This is a genomic window from Chitinophaga sp. MM2321 (genome assembly GCF_964033635.1).
Taxonomy (GTDB): Bacteria; Bacteroidota; Bacteroidia; order Chitinophagales; family Chitinophagaceae; genus Chitinophaga.
Genome location: NZ_OZ035533.1, coordinates 5937364 through 5959980, shown reverse-complemented (window position 1 = coordinate 5959980; position 22617 = coordinate 5937364). Strand labels below are relative to the sequence as shown.

General features: G+C 45.3%; 18 protein-coding genes. 11 read left to right on the top strand and 7 right to left on the bottom strand.

The features are described from left to right. Positions 1-16: 16 nt before the first annotated feature. The 6 genes from cysS to rlmD all read right to left on the bottom strand — a co-directional run bounded on the left by cysS (position 17) and on the right by rlmD (position 7215). On the bottom strand, positions 17-1513 hold the full coding sequence (gene cysS, locus ABQ275_RS23335) for a cysteine--tRNA ligase (protein WP_349315548.1): 1497 nt from the start codon (positions 1511-1513) through the stop codon (positions 17-19). Positions 1514-1673: 160 nt separating this feature from the next. Continuing rightward, positions 1674-2816, bottom strand: coding sequence for an endonuclease/exonuclease/phosphatase family protein (locus ABQ275_RS23330; protein WP_349315547.1), 1143 nt, complete (start codon positions 2814-2816; stop codon positions 1674-1676). A 28-nt stretch (positions 2817-2844) separates the two neighbouring features. Then, positions 2845-3945 (bottom strand): endonuclease/exonuclease/phosphatase family protein, encoded by a 1101-nt coding sequence (locus ABQ275_RS23325; RefSeq protein ID WP_349315546.1) that lies wholly within the window; start codon positions 3943-3945, stop codon positions 2845-2847. A 36-nt stretch (positions 3946-3981) separates the two neighbouring features. Further along, the gene (locus ABQ275_RS23320) at positions 3982-4914 is read right to left on the bottom strand and encodes a rhomboid family intramembrane serine protease (RefSeq protein ID WP_349315545.1); all 933 of its coding nucleotides are present in this window, start codon (positions 4912-4914) and stop codon (positions 3982-3984) included. A 46-nt stretch (positions 4915-4960) separates the two neighbouring features. Next, positions 4961-5794 carry a rhomboid family intramembrane serine protease gene (locus tag ABQ275_RS23315; protein ID WP_349315544.1) on the bottom strand — a complete coding sequence of 278 codons (834 nt, stop codon included), beginning with the start codon at positions 5792-5794 and terminating at the stop codon, positions 4961-4963. After that, on the bottom strand, positions 5794-7215 hold the full coding sequence (rlmD, locus tag ABQ275_RS23310; protein WP_349315543.1) for a 23S rRNA (uracil(1939)-C(5))-methyltransferase RlmD: 1422 nt from the start codon (positions 7213-7215) through the stop codon (positions 5794-5796). Before rlmD ends, ABQ275_RS23315 begins: the two co-directional genes overlap by 1 nt. Before the next feature lie 97 nt (positions 7216-7312). On the opposite strand from rlmD, the gene ABQ275_RS23305 reads away from it, so the two are divergent. The 4 genes from ABQ275_RS23305 (at position 7313) to ABQ275_RS23290 (ending at position 11179) form a co-directional block, all read left to right on the top strand. Next, positions 7313-8719, top strand: coding sequence for a redoxin domain-containing protein (locus tag ABQ275_RS23305; RefSeq protein ID WP_349315542.1), 1407 nt, complete (start codon positions 7313-7315; stop codon positions 8717-8719). Between the two features lie 113 nt (positions 8720-8832). Then, complete coding sequence (locus ABQ275_RS23300; protein WP_349315541.1) at positions 8833-9540, top strand: porin family protein; 708 nt, start codon at positions 8833-8835, stop codon at positions 9538-9540. Between the two features lie 148 nt (positions 9541-9688). Next, positions 9689-10306 carry a porin family protein gene (locus tag ABQ275_RS23295; protein ID WP_349315540.1) on the top strand — a complete coding sequence of 206 codons (618 nt, stop codon included), beginning with the start codon at positions 9689-9691 and terminating at the stop codon, positions 10304-10306. A gap of 180 nt (positions 10307-10486) precedes the next feature. Further along, the gene (locus tag ABQ275_RS23290) at positions 10487-11179 is read left to right on the top strand and encodes a porin family protein (RefSeq protein WP_349315539.1); all 693 of its coding nucleotides are present in this window, start codon (positions 10487-10489) and stop codon (positions 11177-11179) included. 287 nt (positions 11180-11466) lie between these two features. On the opposite strand, the gene metF is transcribed toward ABQ275_RS23290, so the two are convergent. Next, a complete protein-coding gene (gene metF / locus ABQ275_RS23285; RefSeq protein ID WP_349315538.1) occupies positions 11467-12420 on the bottom strand; it encodes a methylenetetrahydrofolate reductase [NAD(P)H] in 954 nt (317 codons plus the stop codon). A 169-nt stretch (positions 12421-12589) separates the two neighbouring features. On the opposite strand from metF, the gene lptB reads away from it, so the two are divergent. From lptB to ABQ275_RS23250, 7 genes are all read left to right on the top strand, one after another. Then, entirely contained in the window at positions 12590-13348 is a 759-nt protein-coding gene (gene lptB / locus ABQ275_RS23280) for an LPS export ABC transporter ATP-binding protein (protein WP_349315537.1), read from the top strand. A 24-nt stretch (positions 13349-13372) separates the two neighbouring features. Then, complete coding sequence (locus ABQ275_RS23275; RefSeq protein ID WP_349315536.1) at positions 13373-14902, top strand: GH3 auxin-responsive promoter family protein; 1530 nt, start codon at positions 13373-13375, stop codon at positions 14900-14902. Between the two features lie 17 nt (positions 14903-14919). Next, positions 14920-15669: a 3-oxoacyl-[acyl-carrier-protein] reductase gene (gene fabG / locus ABQ275_RS23270; protein WP_349315535.1), complete on the top strand. Its 750-nt coding sequence runs from the start codon at positions 14920-14922 to the stop codon at positions 15667-15669. A gap of 182 nt (positions 15670-15851) precedes the next feature. After that, entirely contained in the window at positions 15852-16409 is a 558-nt protein-coding gene (locus ABQ275_RS23265) for an RNA polymerase sigma-70 factor (RefSeq protein WP_349315534.1), read from the top strand. Between the two features lie 110 nt (positions 16410-16519). Beyond that, on the top strand, positions 16520-17596 hold the full coding sequence (locus ABQ275_RS23260) for a FecR domain-containing protein (protein ID WP_349315533.1): 1077 nt from the start codon (positions 16520-16522) through the stop codon (positions 17594-17596). Positions 17597-17836: 240 nt separating this feature from the next. Next, the gene (locus ABQ275_RS23255; protein WP_349315532.1) at positions 17837-21007 is read left to right on the top strand and encodes a TonB-dependent receptor; all 3171 of its coding nucleotides are present in this window, start codon (positions 17837-17839) and stop codon (positions 21005-21007) included. 23 nt (positions 21008-21030) lie between these two features. Then, the gene (locus tag ABQ275_RS23250) at positions 21031-22512 is read left to right on the top strand and encodes a RagB/SusD family nutrient uptake outer membrane protein (RefSeq protein WP_349315531.1); all 1482 of its coding nucleotides are present in this window, start codon (positions 21031-21033) and stop codon (positions 22510-22512) included. The last annotated feature ends 105 nt before the right edge of the window (positions 22513-22617 follow it).

The following is a 22617-nucleotide window of genomic DNA, read 5'->3' as shown; positions in this document are numbered from 1 at the left end:
CTTCTTGAATTTTTGCTTATTGAACGCTGTAAGAAATAGTGCCGTCTTTTTCGTCTTTGAGTTGAATGCCGATAGACAGCAACTCATTACGGATCTTGTCAGAAGCTGCGTAATCCTTGCGGCTTTTAGCTTCCTTGCGCATTTCTATCAGCATTTGTAAAACGCCATCCAGCTTGTTGTCGTCACCTGTTTGCGAAGGCTGTTGAATACCCAGGATGTCAACGAGGTAAGTCTTCCAGGTTTGTTGCAGGAGCAGGAAGGTGTCTTCGCTGATCTCATGCATTTTTATCTGTCCGCCTTTCAGTGAATTGATCACCGGCGCCAGTTCAAACAGGTTGGCGAGTACTTTGGCAGTATTGAAGTCATCATTCATGAACGTAGGGCATTCCAGGCACCATTCACGTACCTGTTTGTCCAGTTCTTCGTTGATGCCTGCAGTGCTGCCGCTGTAGGTGAGCTTTTGCAATGTTTCATAGGCGGCCCATAAGCGGTGTAGTCCCTTTTCCGTAGCCTGCAGGGCTTCGTTGGAGAAGTCCAGTGTGCCGCGGTAGTGCGTCTGTAAAACAAAGAAACGGATCGTCATTGGGCTGTACGGCTTCTCCAGCTGTGGGTTTTCACCGGTAAACATTTCGGTCAGCTTAATGGTGTTGCCATAAGACTTGCCCATTTTACGACCGTTGATCGTAATCATATTATTATGCATCCAGTAGCGGGCCATCATATCGCCATGTGCTATTTCGCTTTGTGCTATTTCGGATTCATGGTGGGGAAACTGTAAGTCCATACCACCGCCATGAATATCGAATTGGGCGCCCAGATATTTGGCGCTCATAGCGGAGCACTCGATATGCCATCCGGGGAAACCTTCTCCCCACGGGCTTGGCCAGCGCATAATATGTTCCGGCGGCGCTTTTTTCCAGAGGGCGAAATCGGCTTTGTTATGTTTATCATCCTGGCCTTCCAGCTCCCGCGTGGTTTCCAACATATCTTCCAGTATACGGCCACTTAAAATACCGTAGTTGTAGTTGGCAGCATATTTTTTTACATCAAAGTACACGCTGCCGTCTACTTCGTAGGCATATCCTTTTTCTATGATCGTTTTGATCATTTCAATCTGCTCAATAATATGACCGGTGGCAGTAGGTTCTATGCTGGGCTCCAGGCAGCCGAATTGCAGCATGGCCCAATGATACAGGTTGGTGTATTTCTGTACCAGTTCCATGGGTTCCAGCTTTTCAAGTACGGCGAATTTGGAGATCTTGTCTTCTGCCGCACGTCCTTCTTCTTCAAAGTGGCCGGCATCGGTGATATTGCGTACATAGCGTACTTTATAGCCGAGGTATTGCAGATAACGGAATACCACATCAAACGTGATATAAGGGCGGGCATGGCCCAGATGAGATTCGCCTGATACGGTAGGACCACATACATACATGCCTACGTGGCCGGGGTGCAGTGGTGTAAATACTTCTTTCTGACGGTGTAATGAATTGTATATCCTGAGTTCTGACATATATGCTGTAATTAGAATGTCATCTGGCAGAGCCATTACTGACACCCGGTTTTTTTGTTGATGGATGGCAAAGATAAATATTGTTTCAGACGTATGTTACATATGAGATAATAACATCGGTCAGCGGCCAAAATATTATTTTTTTTCATAATGGTTACAGTTATTTATTTACTTCTACTTCCGTAAGGCCACTGCCTATCAGGCTAAGGTTGACAATTACAGGATAATGATCAGACAGGTCAGAATTTATTTTCCGGAAACTATTTACTTTAAAATCATCGCTCACAAAAACATAGTCGATACGCAAAGTGGGCGCCAGTCCGTTGAAAGTACGGCCTATGCCGAAACCCTTTTGCAGAAAGGCATCCTGTAGCTTTCCTTTAATGGTAAAATAAGTATAGGAAGAAGGGGTGTCGTTAAAATCACCGCAAACAACTACCGGGTAGGGGCTTTGCCGGATGAAATTACCCACAATATCGGCCTGCTGGCTGCGGCGTATATACGCCTCCCGCATTTTTTGCACAATACTCTTCGTGGCTTTCAGACCGGTATCTTCCTGGTTTTTTATCTTCCTGATATCCTGGTAATCATTTTTATCAAAGCGGTAAGACTCCAGGTGCATATTCACAATACGGATGGTATCTTCATCTTTCACAATATCCGCATAAATAAGGCTCTCGCTGAGCGGCCCTGCGCTCATCTTCACTTTGTCTGATGCAATGATAGGATAGCGGGAATAGATGATAGATCCCCAATGTTGCATTCCATCGCGGTTAAAATCGCTGGAAAAGAAACGATAGGGTAATTTCATCTCCCTGGAAATATCTTCCCGGTTATTAAAATCATTCTTTTTTTCAGAGGTATAAAAATCCTGGAAACAAGCTACATCCAGTTCCTGTTTTTTGATCATGGCAAACATCGCCTGCCGGTTGTACTTACTGTCCTTTTCCCTGTAAAGTCCGAACTGGCTTACGTTGTAGCTCATCACTGTGAGGCTTTCGGTGGTATTCACCGCCTTGTTGCCGGAAGGCATATGAAAGGCGATAAAAGCACTGATGGATTTCCATCCCAGCAAAATCGCGATCAGCGACAGCAGGGTATACCGGTAATTGAAAAAAAGCCAGCCTATCAGGAAGATCACTAATATGCCCAGTAAAAAAGGGAATGCCAATGTTAAAAAACTGATTGGCCAAAACCATGCCGGTGAAATATATGGCGCCAGACAGGCAGCCAGAAAAAGTAACACCACGGCGAAGTTGATGATCACAAAAAATCCTTTCGTAAAGAGTCTTAAAAATCGCACCGCGTACGCACTTTGTTGATGAATAAAGTTACTGATTTTTCAATGACAGGCAGGCCATAACCGGGAAATGCTCTGATAACGGGGGCTGGAAAACTTTACACGAATGAATGTTGAAGTTGGATTGCGGTAATAAATAATCAATACGCAGGGTAGGTGACAAGTAAGATAAGGTACGTCCCCAACCGCTGCCGGTTTGCAGGAAAGCATCCTGTAATCCTTTACTGATGGTGTTGTAAGTATAGGACGCGGGGGTGTCATTAAAATCTCCGCAAACAATTACCGGGTACGGGCTTTCAGCTGTCAGTGCTGCCAGTTGAAGGGCTTGTGCCGCCCTGCTGGAAAAAGTTTTCTTCATCTTTCTTAGAAAGGCAGCCGAAGCAAGGGCGCGTACATGTCTGTCCTCACTGTGAAACATATACGAAATCAGCTGCCCCGTCAGAACCCGGATGGTATCACCGTGTATCACTAGATCTGCCTGTAAAAAACTTTTACCGCTGCCTTTTGCATTTTCATCACAGGTAATTGTTTTTGCATTCACCACCGGGTAACGCGAAAACAGGACGATACCATAGTACCAGGTATCCCAGTTGACCCAGTCGCAGGTAAAATAGTGATAAGGATATTTTCCTACCAACCTAAGACTATCCAGGTTACGTGATAGGTCGGGGTTATCGTTTGTATAAAATTCCTGCATGCACAGAATATCAGGGCTGGCTTGTGAAACCATATCAAAAACAGCCAGGCGCTCGGGTTGGTTTATTTTGTATTGCGAGAGTCCCATGCTGCTCACATTGTAGGTCATCAGCGTAAACTGCTTGCTGTTGGCCTGTATACTGTGATCATTATTCCCGAAGATGTGGAGGCCCCATGTTTGCAGGGCCGGTTTTGTGCATAGCAGCATGATTGCCAGTATCACGAAGGCATATTTCTTTTTATAGAAAAACCATAGCGGAATCAATGCCAGGCATACCAGGAATAACACGGGAAAGAAGATGCCTGCAAATCCCGATATCCAGTATTTACCGGGATTGAGATAAGGAAGATAAGCACTTAAAAGAAGGCATACGACCAGTAAAATGCTACTCCAGCGTAGCAGGTGATGGATGATTTTTTGGGGTACTGAAAACATAGATAACTAATTTGACAGGGATAAATCCTTATCAAATTAGTTATTTTCCGGCTTACTTGCACGCAACAACGTATCTCTTTCTTCAGGAGAAAGGGAAGACAGGCCGTTTGTGTTTATTTTATCCAGGATTTCGTTTAGTCGTTGTTCAGGTACTTTGCCGACACGCTTGAAAGGATGTGAATCTGAATCGGCCTGTAAATTTCTTTTGAAATCATCCGGGTTAATCCGTTGGGATGCCGGGTGAAATACGTGGGTGAGTTTAAAGGTCAGTTTGTTGAATCCTGCGCCCAGATCTCTGCCCTGTTTCCATTTGTACATGTATAACATACCGGCTAATGCGGCGCCTGTTAACTGAATAATATACGCAATGCCTGCGGGACTGGTTACACTGGTGGCCAGGGAAAGGCCCGCATAAAGCAGGGTAACTACCCACAACGGAATACCTCCGGCCAGCAATGGAAAAATACGGTAGCGGGGAGCGATGAGGGTAATGCCGGCAGCGATGGCCATAATACTGGGAGATGCGCCTACCACTGTTCCGGCAGGTATGAGTACATGCAGTGCGGGGATAGCCTGTACACCCAGTACATAAAAAATATTGCCGCAGATACCACCAAAAAGATATAACGGTAATACCCGCTGGTAGCCGGTGATGTGTTGCATAAAGGTACCGAAGCACCATAACCACACCATATTGGTAAAGATCTGCCACACTTCAATATGTGTAAACAGGGAGGCTACCAGCGTCCAGGGACGCAGCAGCAGACTGGATGGATCAGCAGGAACGCGGAGCCAGCTCATGATATCACTGTAAAACCGTGATTCACCCACATCTTCCATCTTGTATATAACAAGTGTAAACAGGAGGAAAATAAAAATAGTAAGATTAAATACCACTAAGTGTGTAACCATATTTCTACCTTCTCCTAAGGAAAGGCGGGGCAATTTCTCTTTTTCCAACGCATGCATGGTACAAAGTATTTTCAGTACAAATTTACGGCTTAATACAGTCGTGTTAATAAAAATCCGATCGTTTTTTCTTGTTCCAGGCTCTCAACAGGAGGTAAGCAAAAAGTGCGCCGCCGAGATGGGCAAAGTGCGCCACATTATCGCCGGGAGCGTTTTGAATACCACCCCATAATTCCGTCAGGATCATGAAGCCGACAAAGTATTTTGCTTTGACGGGGAACAGAAAAGAAAACAGGATAATGGTGTTCGGAAACAGATAGCCGAAGCCGAACAGGATACCATAGATAGCACCGGAGGCGCCTACGGTAGGGATACTCCTATATCTGATAACATATTCCTTTACATATAGTTTACAGATTTCTATGATCTCCGGATTGTTTGGATGGGAGGAGAAGGCAGCTTTCAGGCTGTCTACGCTCACATTTTCGTCACCCAGCCCGATCTTTTTGTCCAGCAATATAAAGTTGCTGTAGGTAGGATCATGCAGAAAGGCGGAGGCGTATTTCGTCAGGGTCATATTTTCGTACGTGAGTACGCCCATATAACAAAGCGCGGCGCCAAGACCACATATCATGTAGAAGATGAGGAACCTTTTTGGGCCCCAGAGGTTTTCCAGGGTGGCGCCAAACATCCACAGGGTGAACATGTTAAAGATCAGGTGCATCGGACCTGCCGTGGAGTGCATGAACAGGTGTGTGATGAACTGATGTGGCCGGAACAACTCTGAGCCCCAGTAATGGAGGGCAAAAAGATCGTTCATATCATACCCGTACCTGTGCAGCAGGGTCATCTGAACCAACCAAACCAAACCATTGATGATCATCAGGTTTTTGATGATCATGGGTAAAAACTGAAATTTTCCGGGCCTGTACTCGTTCATTATTTCTGGTTATTAGCTCTTTTTTTCAGCAACACCACATTTTCAATGTGGTGGGTATGCGGAAACATATCTACGGGTTGTACCTTTTCCACCGTGTACAGCGCGTCCAGCAAAGCCAGATCCCTGGCTTGCGTTGCTGGGTTACAGCTCACATATACGATTTTGGGCGCTGCTATTTCCAGCAGCTTGGTTACCAGTTTTTCGTGCATGCCTGCCCGTGGGGGATCTGTAATGATCACGTCCGGTTGCCCATGATGTGTAAAAAATTCATCATTACAAATATCTACTACATCGCCTGCAAAAAATTCGGCATTGCTGACGTTGTTGCGGGCAGCGTTTTCTTTTGCATCATCTATGGCTTCTTTGATCAGTTCTATACCCACTACTTTGTGGGCTTTCCTGGATACAAAAATGCCGATGCTGCCTGTGCCACAATAGAGGTCATATACAATTTCCGAACCGGTTAATCCGGCGAAGTCCCGGGTAACTTTATATAATACTTCTCCCTGGTAGGTGTTTGTCTGAAAAAAAGATTTGGGACCTATTTTAAAAACAAAGTCCTCCAGCTTCTCTTCTGCATAACCTTTGCCAAAATAAACTTTCGGATCGAGGTCGAAGATGGAATCGTTCTTTTTAGGATTCAGGGTATACAATACCGTGGTGATAGCAGGGACTGTTTTCAGGAGATGATCCAGCAGGGCAATCCTGTTATCTTTATCCTCGTGGTGGATGACCAGGTTAACCATGATTTCACCGGTAGTACAGAGGCGTACCACCAGGTTGCGCAACCAGCCTTCCTGTGAACGGATATCGTAGAAAGAAAATTCGTGTTGTATCGCATATTCACGGATCGTGTTGCGGATCAGGTTTACCGGTTCCTGCATGAGGTAGCAGGTGTGGATGTCCAGCACTTTGTCAAATAACCTGGGAATGTGAAAGCCCAGTGCGGGTTTTCTGGGTATTTCCCCATCGTTGTCCCTGATTTCTTCCGTGGTCAGGTATGCTTTGTTGCTGAAGGTAAACTCCAGTTTGTTGCGATAGTGCTGACTGTGGGCAGATCCCAGGATAGGGTTCATGGGGGGCAGTTCCAGCTTGCCGATTCGTTGCAGGTGATCTTCTACCTGTTGCTGTTTGTACTCCAGTTGAAGGCTGTACGGCATCATTTGCCATTTACATCCTCCGCAGGTGCCAAAATGTTCGCAAAAAGGCGTGACTCTTTTGTCAGAATAAGCATGAAAATGGATTGCTTTACCTTCAGCCCAGTCTTTTTTGTTTTTTCCAAGGCGCACATCTACTACATCACCGGGCATAACGCCCCCTTCAATAAAGATAACTTTACCATCTTGCCGCGCCAGGGCCTTACCTTCTGCGGCATAGCCGGATACCGGTACTTTTTCTAAAACAACATTTTTTTTCCTCACGGCTGCAAAGGTAACTGGAATTAGTGAATGGTTAATCTTAAAAGGATTCCCTGGTTACCTTTTTTACCCTTATTTTTACATATTGCTACCAAATCCTATGCGTAAGATATTTTTATTGCTGCTTGCAGCGTTTTTTATCCAGCTACACCTGCAGGCGCAGGGCTATCAGCTTTCTGTTAAGCTGAAGAATTATAATAGTGGGACATTATTCCTGGCAAACTACATGGGCAAAACTACCTATCTGGCGGATTCTGCTGATGTAAATGCTGCCGGGGAAGCCGTGTTGAAAGGTAAAGAGCCTTTGCTGCCAGGCATTTACCTGATTGTGCTGCCCGGTAAGCAGAAGTTCCTGGAAACGCTGATTGATAAACAACAGGTATTTGCGGTGACGATTGATACGACAGATCTCATCAACAATACCGTCTATAAAAATTCTCCCGATAACGAACTCTTCCTGGAATATAATAAATTTATCTTCCGGCAGGAATCTCTTACCAGGGGTATTGCGGAGCAGTTGAAAACAGCCCGTACAGCGGCCGATTCTGCCAAAGTGCTACCACAGCAACAGGAACTGGGTAAAAAGATCCAGGATTACCGCAATGAATTCCTGACGAAACACCCGAAAACGATACTCGCCACCATTTTCCGCGCGATGAAAGAACCGGAAATCCCTAAACAGCCCGCGGGAGAAGATTCTTCTTTTGCGTACCGTTATTTTAAAGCGCATTACTGGGATGAAGTGGACCTGAGCAGCGACCGGCTTGTAAGAACACCGATCCTGGAAGGTAAGATCAGGAAGTATTTTTCCCAGCTGGTGGTTAATTCTCCGGATTCTATTATTGTGGATTGCGACGCCATGATTGCCAGAACACGCAAAAGCAAGGAGGCCTTCAAATTTGTCTTGTGGTGGCTTACCTACAATTATGAAAGCTCTCCTTATATGGGTATGGATGCTGTTTTTGTACATCTTGTGGAGAAATATTACGTTCCCGGAGAAGCATTCTGGCTGAATGATGAGCAGTTGAACAAGATTGTGACGAGGGCTTATGCGCTGGCGCCTAACCTGATTGGGCAGCAGGCCGCACCACTGGAACTGAAGGATACGGCTTCCAGGCCGGTTTCATTATATAAAACCAAAGCAAAATATACGGTATTGGTATTCTGGGACCCCACCTGCGGGCACTGTAAAACCGAAATCCCACGGCTGGACTCTGCCTACAAGGCTAGTTGGAAAAGCAAAGGGGTGACGATGATCGGGATTAAAACCGAGGGTACACAGGAGCAGTGGTTACAGTTTATTAAAGAGCACCATCTTTCCGGGTGGGTACATGCCTGGGACCCACAGTCAACCAGTAATTACCGCCGCCTGTACGACGTTTACAGTACACCGGTAGTATACCTGTTGGATGAGAAAAAGAAGATTGTGGCAAAGCGGCTGGGGGTAGAACAACTGCAAGATTTCCTGGAACGCAGTACTTCCGGAAAGGAAGCAGCCAGCTTATAAATGGCTGTTTTTATAGGCTGTTTTAATATTGATAATCAATTGTTTATTTAATTTTAACGTTCCTTTGGCATAGTCTTTGACTTTCTGGTAAGCGGACCATAAAATTAAAGCTTATGACAAAGAAGATGATTGTTTTATCATTAGCCGCGCTCAGTATTTCAGTTGCGGCGATGTCGCAAGCCCGGGTAGGGATTAAAGGAGGCTGGAATCTTGCAAATATCACCACAGATAATGCCGGAAATACGAAAGACAGCCGTGCACTATCTGGTTATAATGTTGGTGTGATCGCTGATTTACCTTTAGTTCCCAGGATTTTATCTTTCCAGCCAGGGGTTTTCTATTCTACCAAAGGCACCAAGTTTGAAACAGGCGATAAGAATAATTCAACAGTGGATCCATATGCAAAGTATACGCTTAATCCATCCTACGTTGAGATTCCGCTGAATTTTGTTGCTAAATTACCTTTGGGAGATAACACCAGTTTATTTGCCGGTATTGGCCCTTATTTTGCTTTTGGGGTGGCCGGAAAACAAAAATATGAAACATTGATAGCTGGTGTTTCCGGTAGTGGATCCAGCAGTATTAAATGGGATGATGACACCCCCTTTAATAATGATCCTAACACGGCATACAATAAAATGAAACGTTTTGACTGGGGCGGTAATTTGCAGGTAGGCGCTGAAATAAGCAATTTCCTGATTGCTGCACAGTACGGGCTTGGTTTCGCGAAGGTGCGTTCCGGCCAGGATAACAGTACAGATGAAAAAGGTAAGAACCGTGTATTCAGTATTTCTGTAGGTTACCTGTTTGGCGGAAAATAAAAGTTACATAACAAGTTATTGAACGTTTTGTAATTACAAGAGGCAAGCAAAAAATCAGGCATATTCATAGTTAACAATCCAAAAGAAAATAGAAGTGGCGTCATTGCCTGTAGACGTCACTTTTCACCTAATCCAAATTAAATTAAAAATGAAAAAGGTATTATTATCTGCTGCGGCTTTACTTATTGCTGGCCTTACTTTCGGTCAGGCTAAATGGGGCATCGTTGCAGGTCCGCAGTTCTCCAGTGTAACCACTAAAAATGCCGGTTTAAGCAGCGGTAAAGAAACCAGCAAGATCCTCACTGGTGTGAGAGCAGGCTTTACTGTAGACCTTCCCCTGGCAGATGAATTTTATATCGGTACCGGTCTTTTGTATTCCGGAAAGGGAGGCAAGAGCAAAACTACAGATGACAAAATCAGCTTGTCATATTTACAGTTACCGGTTAACTTTATGTTCAAACCCGAAGTTGGGAATGGCCGGATGGTATTAGCTGTTGGTCCTTATGTTTCCTACGGTTTGTCCGGTAAGTATAAAGGTTCAGGACCAGAATTAAATGCATTTGATGACGAAGCTCTGGTAGGTAAACTGAAACGTTTTGACGCAGGTGCCGACATACAGATCGGTTATGAAACGCTGATGGGCATATACTTTGGCCTGAATGCCGACCTGGGTCTGGTGAATGCTTATGATAACACCGCCAACGACCGTAGCTTCAAAAACACGTCATTCGGCGTATCTGTCGGATATAAATTCGGCGGTAGATAACACCGGATACACCACAAGTAAATAATTTTTAAAGGCTGCCTGGTTTATACCGGGCAGTCTTTTTTTGTTTTGTAAAACCTTTTCCTGCGTTTAACCGTTAGTAACCGAGAGTGTTCGAGCAAGTCTCAATTTGCCTTTTGCTGACAATGGTCTTTTTAGTCCCAGTTATAATCATATCTAATGAAATTTTTTACACTTGTTTGTGTAGTCTCTTTCTTTATTGGTCCCTTGGTAAATGCCCAGGTAAGCCTGGGGGTCCGGGGAGGCTATATCAATTCCGGGTTGGATCTTCATCAATCTGCAAACAGTTCCCCGAAGCTGAAGGCTTCCAATGTAGATAAGTGGCAGGCTGGCCTATATTTGAGCATCCCGCTTTTTAAGCAGGGGTATTTGCAACCGGGTCTGAGCTTCATTACAAAAGGAACAGAGCTGGCGTATGTTTCGCCGCTCCCGGCAAATGTATTCCTGCCGAGAGCCACCCAGATCAACCTGCAATACCTGGAATTACCCGTTAACTTTATTTATAAGATACCAGTTGGTTTTGGTAAAGTATTCGTGGGGGCGGGCCCGTATGGTGCCTATAGTGTGCGGGGAGACTATAAACTGGGTATTTATAATGAAGGCAAGATGTTGCAGACAGATTCGCGGCAGGTTAACTTTAGTAAGGCCCCCAATGTTTTTTCTACCGGTATGAATTTACATCGGTGGGATGCCGGCATGAATGTAACCGCCGGACTGGAGCTGAATTGCTTTATTACGCTGGGGGCGAATTACAGCATGGGCTTACTGGATATTGATAAATCCGGTAGTCGTATCAGGAACCGGTATTTCGGGGTGAGTGTGGGCATGTTGTTTGACCGGGAAGACTGGTAAAAGAATTATTATTTATTGCCATAAACTGAAAGTTCTTCCGGAAGGGAGAACTTTTTTATTTTTTAACAGGGCATAGGGGAGAAATGAATGTACAGCGTCTTATTACCGAAAGTACTACTTAAGGGTAGTTTCCAGTGATCAATGAGCAACAGATTAAAAAGTGTGACAGTTATAGGGATATGCCACTACGTATCTACGTAATGGCATTATTTAATTTATATGAAAGAAAGCAAAAAAGGGAAAGACTTTTGTCCTTCCCTTTTTCTGTATGATTTTATAAGAGATGCTTATATAATAGCTTCTACCGCTTTGCGTACTACATTGGGTTTGCCCAGGGTGTAATAGTGCAATACGGGTACGCCAAAAGCTTTCAGTTCTTTGGATTGTGCGATCAGCCACTCTGTTCCTACCAGCTCTACATCCTTGTCTGTTTTGCATTTCAGGATTTCATTGGAGAGATCTGTTGGTAAGTCCACATGAAAAACACGTGGCAGCATGGTCATCTGTTTTTTTGATGTGAGGGGTTTTAATCCCGGGATGATCGGAATGGTGATCCCCATTTCCCTACATTTATTTACAAAATCGAAAAATTTCTGGTTATCGAAGAACATCTGGGTGACGATGTAGTCAGCGCCGTTTTCCACTTTGCGTTTCAGATGGCTGAGATCTGTTTGCATGTTGGGGGCTTCAAAATGTTTCTCCGGGTAGCCTGCCACACCGATGCAGAAATTGGTTTTAACCCCGCTTTGTAGATCGTCTTCCAGGTATACGCCATTATTCATATGTGCCACCTGGTCCAGTAGTTCAATAGCGTAGCTATGGCCATGAGGGTCAGGTTCAAAGAAAGTTTCATTTTTGGGGGCATCTCCCCTTAATACCAGTACATTGTCTACACCCAGGAAGTTAAGGTCAATGAGGGCATTTTCTGTTTCTTCCCGGCTAAAGCCGCCGCAGATGAGGTGGGGAACAGCATCTACCTTGTAATGGTTCATGATGGCCGCGCAAATGCCCACCGTGCCGGGGCGTTTACGGATTTCAACCTTTTCAAAGGCACCATCGGCCTTTTTTTTGAACATATGCTCACTACGGTGGTAGGTGACATTAATAAAGGAGGGCTTGAATTCCATTAAAGGGTCCAGGTGGTCATAAATCGACTCAATGCTCTTACCTTTAAGCGGGGGAAGGATTTCAAATGAAATAAGGGTGTCCTTTGCCTGGGCGATATGTTCTGTTACTTTCATAAAATTATAAGCTTTGTGGAATGAGGGCTGCTTGATTAAACCCGATTCCTGCTAAATTACGCGGGCAAAAATAACATATCCGCCGGTCAATATCACATCATTTTTCATCTTAGGATAACTATAACTAGGCTAAGTGAATGAATTGTTTAATTTTGCTAAGTTTGATCATATGGCATTAAGAATACATACGGACCAGTTGGTAAAGCGTTACGGCAACAGAACGGTGGTAAATCATGTGTCTGTTGAAGTGTCTCAGGGTGAGATAGTGGGGTTGCTGGGCCCTAACGGAGCGGGTAAAACCACCACCTTTTACATGGTAGTAGGGCTGATTAAGCCAGATGAGGGCAATGTGTTCCTGGATGACCTGAATATCACTAAATTGCCCATGTACAAGCGGGCAAAGATGGGTATCGGCTATTTACCGCAGGAAGCTTCCGTGTTCCGGAAGCTGAGTGTGGAAGATAACATCTCGGCAGTACTGGAAATGACCAACCTGAAAAAGGCGGAGCAGAAGGAGAAGCTGGAATCTTTATTGAGCGAATTCCGGTTAATGCACGTGCGGAAAAGTCCGGGTGATGTACTGAGTGGCGGGGAACGCCGTCGTACTGAAATAGCCCGTGCCCTGGCGGTAGACCCAAAGTTTATATTGCTGGATGAGCCTTTTGCGGGTATTGATCCCATCGCCGTGGAAGATATTCAGTCCATCGTTGCCAAATTGAAATACAAGAATATAGGTATCCTGATAACAGACCACAACGTGCAGGAAACCCTGTCTATTACCGACCGGGCTTATTTATTATTTGAAGGGAAAATCCTGAAGTCCGGCTCCGCGGAAGAACTGGCAGCAGACGAACAGGTTAGAAAAGTGTATCTTGGCCAGAATTTTATCCTTCGCAGGAAGACTTACGTGGACGAAGCGGCTAAATAGTAAAATCATTCGAGAGCATCCTATATGAGAATTTTAAGTCCTGCAATATCACAACTGGCAAGATTGCGCATGGGGCGCATTGCATATTTTATGCAATATCCCGTGCAGGTGCAGCAGCAGGTGTTCCAAAACCTTATCAGTGCCGCCCAGTATACGGAGTTCGGCAAGCAATACGGCTTTTCAAAGATTTATAAAATAGACGAATACAAGGAAAGGGTGCCCGTTCATACCTACGACACCATTAAACCATATATTCAGCGTACCATGGAAGGACAGCAAAATGTCCTCTGGAATACACCTATTAAATGGTTTGCCAAATCCAGCGGTACTACCGCAGACAAAAGCAAGTTTATTCCTGTTACCATCGAAAGCCTGGATGAATGTCATTATCGTTCCGGCCGTGATGTTATTTCCCTCTATTACAATAATTTCCCCGACTCCGACGTATTTACGGGTAAATCCCTGGTCATTGGCGGAAGCCACCAGGTAAATAAATTATCAGAAAACAGTGATTCCTATTGTGGTGACCTCAGTGCCGTGATGTTGCAGAACATGCCATTCTATGGTAACATGATCCGCACACCGGACCTGGAAATTGCCCTGATGGACGAATGGGAAGAAAAGATAGAACGCATGGCCAATGCAGTGATTCACGAAAACGTGACCTCCATTGCCGGTGTTCCTACCTGGACAATTGTATTGATAAAACGCATCTTTGAATTGACCGGTACAGATAACCTGGCAGATGTATGGCCAAGCCTGGAGCTTTATATGCACGGAGGGGTGAGCTTTACACCTTACCGCGACCAGTTTGCAAAACTGATCCGCAAACCGCTGATGCATTTCCAGGAAACCTACAATGCTTCTGAAGGCTTTTTTGCTGCCCAGGATGTTATCGGTGAAGAAGGACTGCTGTTGTTCCTTAACCACGGCATCTTTTACGAGTTTATGCCGATGGAGGAACTGGGTAAAGAAACCCCACGCACCCTCCAGTTGCAGGAAGTGGAACTGGGTAAAAACTATGCCCTGGTAATCAGTACCAACGGCGGGTTGTGGCGGTACATGGTGGGCGATACCATCCAGTTTGTATCCCTGCTGCCTTACCGTATTAAGATCAGTGGCAGAACAAAATCCTTTATCAATGCTTTTGGTGAAGAAGTGATCGTGGAAAACTCCGATACCGCGGTGGCCCGTGCCTGCGAAGCTACCGGTGCAGTGGTCAACGATTATACCGCGGCCCCGGTGTATTTCAGCGATAACGCCAACGGTGGGCATGAATGGCTGGTAGAATTTGAAGTGGCCCCGGATGATCTGAACCACTTTACCCAGGTACTGGACAGCACATTGAAGTCCATTAATTCAGATTACGAAGCAAAAAGATATAAAGATATCGCCTTGCACATGCCTGTTGTACATGTATTACCAAGAGGTACTTTCTGCGAGTTCCTCAAAAGCAAAGGCAAACTGGGCGGACAACATAAAGTACCAAGATTAAATAACGACCGCGATTACCTGGAAGAAATCCTGAAATATGCGGCGAGTATGAACGCTTAAAACCTATCAACTATAACATGAAATTACTGGAGAACAAAGTAGCGATTGTAACAGGCGCCAGCCGCGGTATCGGTGAAGCGATTGCATTAAAATTTGCAGCACAGGGAGCTAACGTAGCCTTCACCTACGTAAGCTCAGACGAAAAAGCCAGAATACTGGAAGAAAAGCTCCGGGCTTTAGGCGTACAGGCAAAAGCATATAAGTCAAACGCCGGTGTATTTGAAGAGTGTGAAGCGTTGGTAACAGATGTATTGAAAGAATTCGGTAAAATTGATATCTGCGTAAACAATGCCGGTATTTCCAAAGATAACCTCCTGCTGCGCATGAGCCCTGATCAGTGGGATGATGTGATGAACATCAACCTGAAAAGCGTGTATAACATGACCAAACATGTGATACGCCCTATGATGAAGGCCAAGAGCGGCAGTATCATTAATATGAGTTCCGTAATCGGTATTATGGGCAATGCAGGCCAGAGCAGTTATGCTGCCTCCAAGGCTGGTATTATCGGGTTTACAAAATCTATAGCCCAGGAAATGGGTAGCCGTAATATCCGCTGCAATGCAGTGGCACCGGGCTTTGTAGAAACAGATATGACCAGCTACCTGAAAGAAGGGGATAGCGCAGGCAACTACATTCAGCAGATTCCCCTGGGCCGTTTTGGTACCCCGGAAGATATTGCCAACGTATGCCTGTTCCTGGCTTCAGACTTGGGCGGGTATGTAACCGGGCAAACCATCAGTACCTGTGGTGGTTTATGTATGTAATTTTTTTAAGGGAGATAGAAAAACGCGGGTGATTCATCCGCGTTTTTTATTTTAATACCAACTTGTCGTATCTTTTCGCGGGCAGCAGGTAATTGTGCTGCATGCATTTGTAAGTGAACAATGTGCACGATGTTAAAGGGCAATAAAAACAGCCCGCTTATATCGCGAAAGGAGTCCGCATTTTGGAGGAGGAACGTAAAAATATTAACCATAGCCTGCTGCCGGCTTTTGAATCATTATTCAAAAGCTATTATCCTGCGCTTTGTACTTTCGCATACGATTTCGTAAACCGCCATGACTTAGCAGAAGAAATTGTGCAGGATACTTTTATGAAGATATGGGAGAGATACGGGGAACTGGATATCCAGGTTTCCGAAAAAGCATACCTGTACCGCTCCGTACAAAATAACTGTCTCAACTTTATAAAGCAGGATAAAATCAGGACCCGTTACGGCGGCGAGCTGCTGGAACAGCTTGAATCCCGCATATCTATCTTTGGCATGCCTGCTGCACCCTCTCCGGTGGAAACGCTCCTGCACTCCGAACTGGAGCTATTGGCTGAAAAGGCCATCCGCAAGTTACCACCACAATGCCAGGACATATTCCGCCTCAGCCGCTTTGAGCAACTGAGCTATCCCGAAATTTCCCGCCACCTGGGCATTTCCATCAATACCGTAAAAACACAGATGACCCGCGCCCTGCAAAGGTTGCGTGATGAACTCCTCCCTTTATTGAAATAACCCGTTAAGAAAATAATATTTTTTTTCTTGTCTTGTCACCCTGTTAATCATGATAAGTTGTCTTAGTAGCTGTTTAACGAACTATGGGGCTTAATTATTCACAAGTGCAGATGGACGACCTGATTGCATGTTTCTTGTCTGGCAATACAACACTGGAAGAGCAAAAGATACTGGAAGACTGGATCTCAGCAGATGCCGGTAACCGGATTTATTTCCTGCAACTGCGGGATGCCTGGCTGGCTGCGGCACAGCCAGGGCAGTATGATGCTGTTGCCGGCTGGAATGAGGTGTTGCGGCAGGGTGCCATTGCTCCCATGAAACCGGTGGCCGGGTGGAAACGTTACCTGCGGATAGCCGCGTCTTTTACCCTGCCATTCATGATAGGCGGCGGCGTTGTATTTGCCTGGTTTTCTCTTGGTAAGCAAGCAGATAGCCAGGGAATGGTAACCGTAACCAGCCCAAAAGGAGCCACTACAAAAATAGCCTTGGCTGATGGTACGGAAGTATGGCTGAACGCAGGCAGCAAACTGCAATATGCGTCGTCTTACAATACACAGCGCCGCGAAGTAAAGCTGGAAGGCGAAGCCTTTTTTAAAGTGCATACCAATCCGCAAAAGCCGTTCACCGTCAATGCAGCTGACTTGCAAATTCTTGCGCTGGGTACATCTTTCAACGTAAAAGCCTACCCGGAAGATAAAACTGTGGTGACCACATTGGTAGAGGGAGAAGTGAAAATCGATGGTAGCAAAACAGCCAGTCCATTCCGGATGATGCTGAAACCGCGCCAGCATGTGGTGTATAAAAAACCGGTAGCAGACAAGAAAAATGAGCCGGTCAAAGTATCGGCCCAGGACCCCGGCAACAAACCGGTGGAAAGTAAGGAAGTAAACGATACAGAAATATATACCGCGTGGAAAGACGGCAACTGGATAGTAACCGCCCAAACCATGGAGGAACTGGCCATCACTATGCAACGCCGGTTTAATGTAAAAGTGATCTTTAAAGATGAGGAATTGAAAACTTACCGTTTCAGTGGCACTTTCCGCCAGGAAACACTGGAACAGGTCCTGAATATTCTGAAACTGACAGCACCATTGCGCTATACAATTGATAGTGGCGTAGTTACTGTAGAACTGGACAAAGTACTGAAAGAGAAATATGCCAATGCTCTACGAACCGGTAAATAGCCGGGAGGCACTGCATAATCATTTTTAAACCTGTAAAACAACATTCATGTAAGAAGTGAACAGCTGAAAAAAAATTGGGGTAATGCGACTTACCCCAATCCAACGAAAATCACATGTTGGTGAATGGCCTTTGCGACGGGCCGTCACCGTAAATATTCGTTTAACTAAAATCTATACAAGTTTATGAAATCCACTGCACACTTGGCGGCATTTCTTTGCCCCAGGCGAAAATTATTGCTAATGATGAAAATGACGGGGCTGCTGATTTTCGGAGGTATTCTACAGGTATCTGCTACTGCGTATGCGCAGGAAAAGATCAGCGAGCTACATGCTGAAAATAAAAGCGTAAGAGAAGTTTTCAAGTTGATTGAAAACAAAAGCAATTATCGCTTTTTCTACAATGAAAATTTTGCCGACCTGAATAAGTCGGTAAGCATTGATGTAAAAAATAAGCCAATAAATGATGTACTGGGCATCCTCTTTTCCAGATCCAACGTTACTTACCAGGTGCTGGAAAATAACCTGGTGGTGATCACGCCTGTGCGTACGGCAGCTGTGACAGTAACCGGAAGGATTACCGATGCTGCCTCTCACGATCCTTTACCGGGTGTAACCGTAGCGGTAGAAGGTACCAGTATAGGTAGTGTTACCGATGCCAATGGTAAATATACTTTGCAGGCGCCCTCAGAAAGCAGCATACTGGTGTTTTCCTATATCGGCTATATACCGCAGAAAGTGGCCGTGGGCGGTCGTTCTGAGATCAGTATCCAATTGGAAGCCGATACTAAAAAACTGGAAGAAGTAGTGGTAATGGGTTATACCACCACTACCACAAAAAATCTGACCGGTGCGGCCCAGGCAGTAAGTGCTGCCAAGCTGAAAGATGTACAGGCTACCAGTGTGGACAAGATGTTGCAGGGTAAAGTGAGTGGCGTATTTGTTGGTAACAGCTCCGGTGATCCGTCTGCTGCTCCGGTGGTACGTATCCGTGGTAATGGAACGCTTACTGCCGGCAATTCTCCGTTGGTGGTCGTAGATGGTATCATCGGCGGATTACCGAATCCCAGCGATATTGAAAGTGTGACCATCCTGAAAGATGCGGCTGCCACTACGTTGTATGGCGCACGTGCGGCAAATGGCGTAATGGTGATCACCACCAAAAGAGGGAAAGCAGGTAAAACACAGGTAAACTTCCGTACCAATATAGGAACCGCAACATTAAATACCGGCCGCTTTCACCTGATGAATGGTACCGGTCTTTATGACCTGCAAACTGCTGCCGGTAGAGAACTGGACCCGGCACTCCGGAATATCAATACCAACTGGCAGCAACTGGCATTCCAAAATGCATCTAACCAGAACTATGAACTATCCGCCAGCGGAGGTAATGAAAAAACAAAGTTCTACCTGGGAGGTAATTATTATAAAGAAGATGGTATCCTGAAAGGTACAGGAGTAGAGCGTTTCAGCGCAAGATTGAATATTGACCACAACATCACGGACAAATTACGTATCAGTGCAAACCTCGCAGGGGTGCAAACTACCGACCATGATAACTCAAACGGATCATTGTATCAATACTATACCAACCTGCCATGGGATAACCCTTATGATGCACAGGGAAACCCGGTAAATCCGATAAACGCAGCGAAGTGGTACGGCAGGGATATGACCAACTTCCTGTATGATCAACAGTATAATTACATCAATCATAAGCGGCAGTCTGTTGAGGCATTATTCAAACTGGAATATGATATCACAAAATGGTTGTCCTTCAGCACTACCAACCGCGCGCAGTACTACCATGACCGGGAAGAAAGCAATGGAGATGTAAGAACAGCAGCCGGTTCTGATGACCGCGGAAATCTTTACAATTATTACCAGGATACATCGGCTTACATTAGTTCCAACCTGTTAAAGGCAAGATATACGGTCAACAAAGTGCATAACATCGACGGGTTGGTGGGGGCTGAATTTCAGCAGGTAAACCTGAATGATCTCAATGCAAAAGGTAAAGGGATCTTACAGGGAAAAGATGTGCTGGATGCAGCTTCTTCTCCCATGAGCATTGGTGGCAGCAAAACAGACCGCGCTTTCAATTCTTACTTTATACAGGCTAACTATAACTATAATTACAAGTACTACTTTACCTCTTCCTTCAGGAGGGATGGTTCTTCCAAATTTGGTGCAAACAGGCAGTATGGCAACTTCTATGCGTTTGGTGCATCGTGGGCTGTTTCGGAAGAAAATTTTATCAAAGAGATAAAAGCAATTACCAACCTGAAGATAAGGGCCAGCTATGGTACTACCGGTAATGCGGAAATCGGCGATTATACTTCTATTGGCGCGTATGCCATCAATACACAGTATAATGGTTTTCCCGGCGCTTACCAGAGCATTTACAATGTGCCGGACCTGTCTTGGGAAAAGGCGTATAACACCAATATCGGTTTCGATCTGGGATTATTTGACCGTATTAATCTGACCGTAGATCTTTATCAGAAGGACAGCAAAGACCTGCTGTTTAATGTGCCGCTGCCCGGAACTGCCGGCTACAACTATATCCCGCAGAACATTGGCAGTGTGCGTAACAAGGGTATTGAAATCAACCTGAGTACAGATAACCTGGTAGGTGAATTTAAATGGAGTACCGATTTTAATATCGGCTTCAATAAAAACTCCGTGATGGATTTGTATGGTGGAAAAAATGAGATCACAGACCCGCTCAGCAGTTACTTCATCCTGGAAAAAGGACAGGACATGCGCAGCTTTTATATGCGCAAATGGGCCGGTGTGGACCCTGCAAACGGAGATCCTTTGTGGGAAAAAGTAACCAGGGACGCTGATGGTAAAATAACAGCACGTACTACCACCAATAATTACAACGAAGCATCTTTGCAGATTGTAGGTTCCGCTACGCCGAAATTCTTTGGCGGTATGCGCAACGTATGGTCATACAAGGGATTTCAGCTGAGTGCTTTCCTCGCTTTTGTTTCCGGTAATGATGTGTACAACAGTACACGTGAACTGATGGATAACGATGGCGCCTACTACACTTACAACATGATGGAGCTGGATAAACAATGGAGCCGCTGGGAAAAACCGGGCGACAATACTACACATCCAAAATATGTGATCAAGGGTAATAAGAATGCGCATAAACCATCTTCCCGTTTTCTTGAAGATGGTAGCTACCTGCGTTTAAGGAATGTAAACCTGAGCTATGCACTACCAAAGCAATGGCTGGACCGTGTACATGTGGGCAATGCAAGGATTTCTGTTGGCGGCGACAACCTGTGGACCGCTACTAAATTTGCCGGTATAGATCCGGAAGTTGATGACCGGGGTATCAACGGAACCAAGTATCCGTACAGTACAAAATGGTTTGCCGGTCTTGAAATCAATTTTTAACAGGTGCTAAAAAAGAAATTATCATGAAGCATATTTCAAAATATTTTGCGGGGCTTTCGCTGGTATTACTGGCAACGTCCTGTTCACTGAAGAAAGAACCGTACAGTGCAATTCCCGATGACGGCATCCTGAAAGATGAAACAAAGTGGCCTGCTGCCACTACCGGTAACTATGCATTGCTGAAAGAAGAAAATTTTACCCGCAACTATTTCCAGATGGGGGAGTTCCCCAGTGATGATATTGCGTTGAGCGGGGCTACCACAGATCCGTTGTTCTACTCTTATACTTACGGTCATCTGACCAACCAGGCTAATACCGGCCAGTTATGGCGGATGGGTTACAAAGCCATTAATGGCTGCAACAGGTTGCTGGAAGTGATGCCGGAAGGTACTTCTCCCGCTGTCAATGAAATGATAGGAGAGAACCTCTTTATCCGTGCTTTCGTTCACTTCAGTTTAGTACGCACATTTGGCCGGCCGTATGCGCAGAATCCTGAAACCAACCTGGGCGTTCCGCTTGTTACAAAATTCGATGTAACGGCCATGCCTAAACGCAATACGGTAAAAGAAGTATATGCACAGGTTGTAGCTGACCTGAGCCGTGCAAAAGACCTGATGGATAATACCAATACAAACAGTTATGCCACTAAGAATGCGGCCATGGCGTTGCTGGCAAGAACTTACCTCTACATGGGCAGAAACGACTCCGCCCGGATCTATGCAGACTCCGTGATCAACTCCGGTAACTACAGCCTTGTAAGCACTTCCGACCTGCCGGGCTACTTCCTTAAAAGCAATGAAGGCAATAAGGAAACAATATTTGCGATTCACCACACGCTGCAGGATGACAGAACCTGGAGCTCCATTGGGTCTATGTATTATATGTCTCCCGGCGGTATGGGCTATGGCGAAATATATGCTTCCGGTTCTTACCGTGCACTGTTGGACAAATACCCGCAGGATGCCAGGCATGGCTTTATCCAGGCAGTGTATGTGAAAGATCAGAATGGTAAAGATTCACTGGATGCAGGCGGTAAAAAGATAGTGGATAACCGTAATGATGTGCCTAAATGGTACATCCTGAAATACTCCAACCAGGATAACGTGCCCACCCTCAGCTCCCCGGTAGTACTGCGTTTGGCGGAAATGTACCTGATCAGGGCAGAAGCCAATGCAAAGCTGGGAAACAACCCGGCAGCGATTGATGATGTGAATATTATCCGGAAAAGAGCGGGGTTAAGCGGAACAGCACTGTTTACAACCGGCGACCTGAAAGGCTATGCCTCCGTACTGGATGTAGTACTGGATGAAGCCCGCCTGGAACTGGCATTTGAAACACACCGCGTATTCGACATTTTCCGTAACAACAGGAACCTGGTAAGAGATTATGAAGGCGTACAAACAGACCATCCGCAAACGGTTAAATATACAGACCCAAGGGTCGTACACTTTATTCCTGAGTCGGAAATACTCCTTGATCCAAATCTTGAACAAAACCCGATCTGATAAACCTATCGTGAAAAGCCTCGTATAACGGGGCTTTTCCATTTATAAAAAAATCAGGAAAGAAACGGCTTACTACGTAATTTCAGTATCCGGGAATAATTTTAA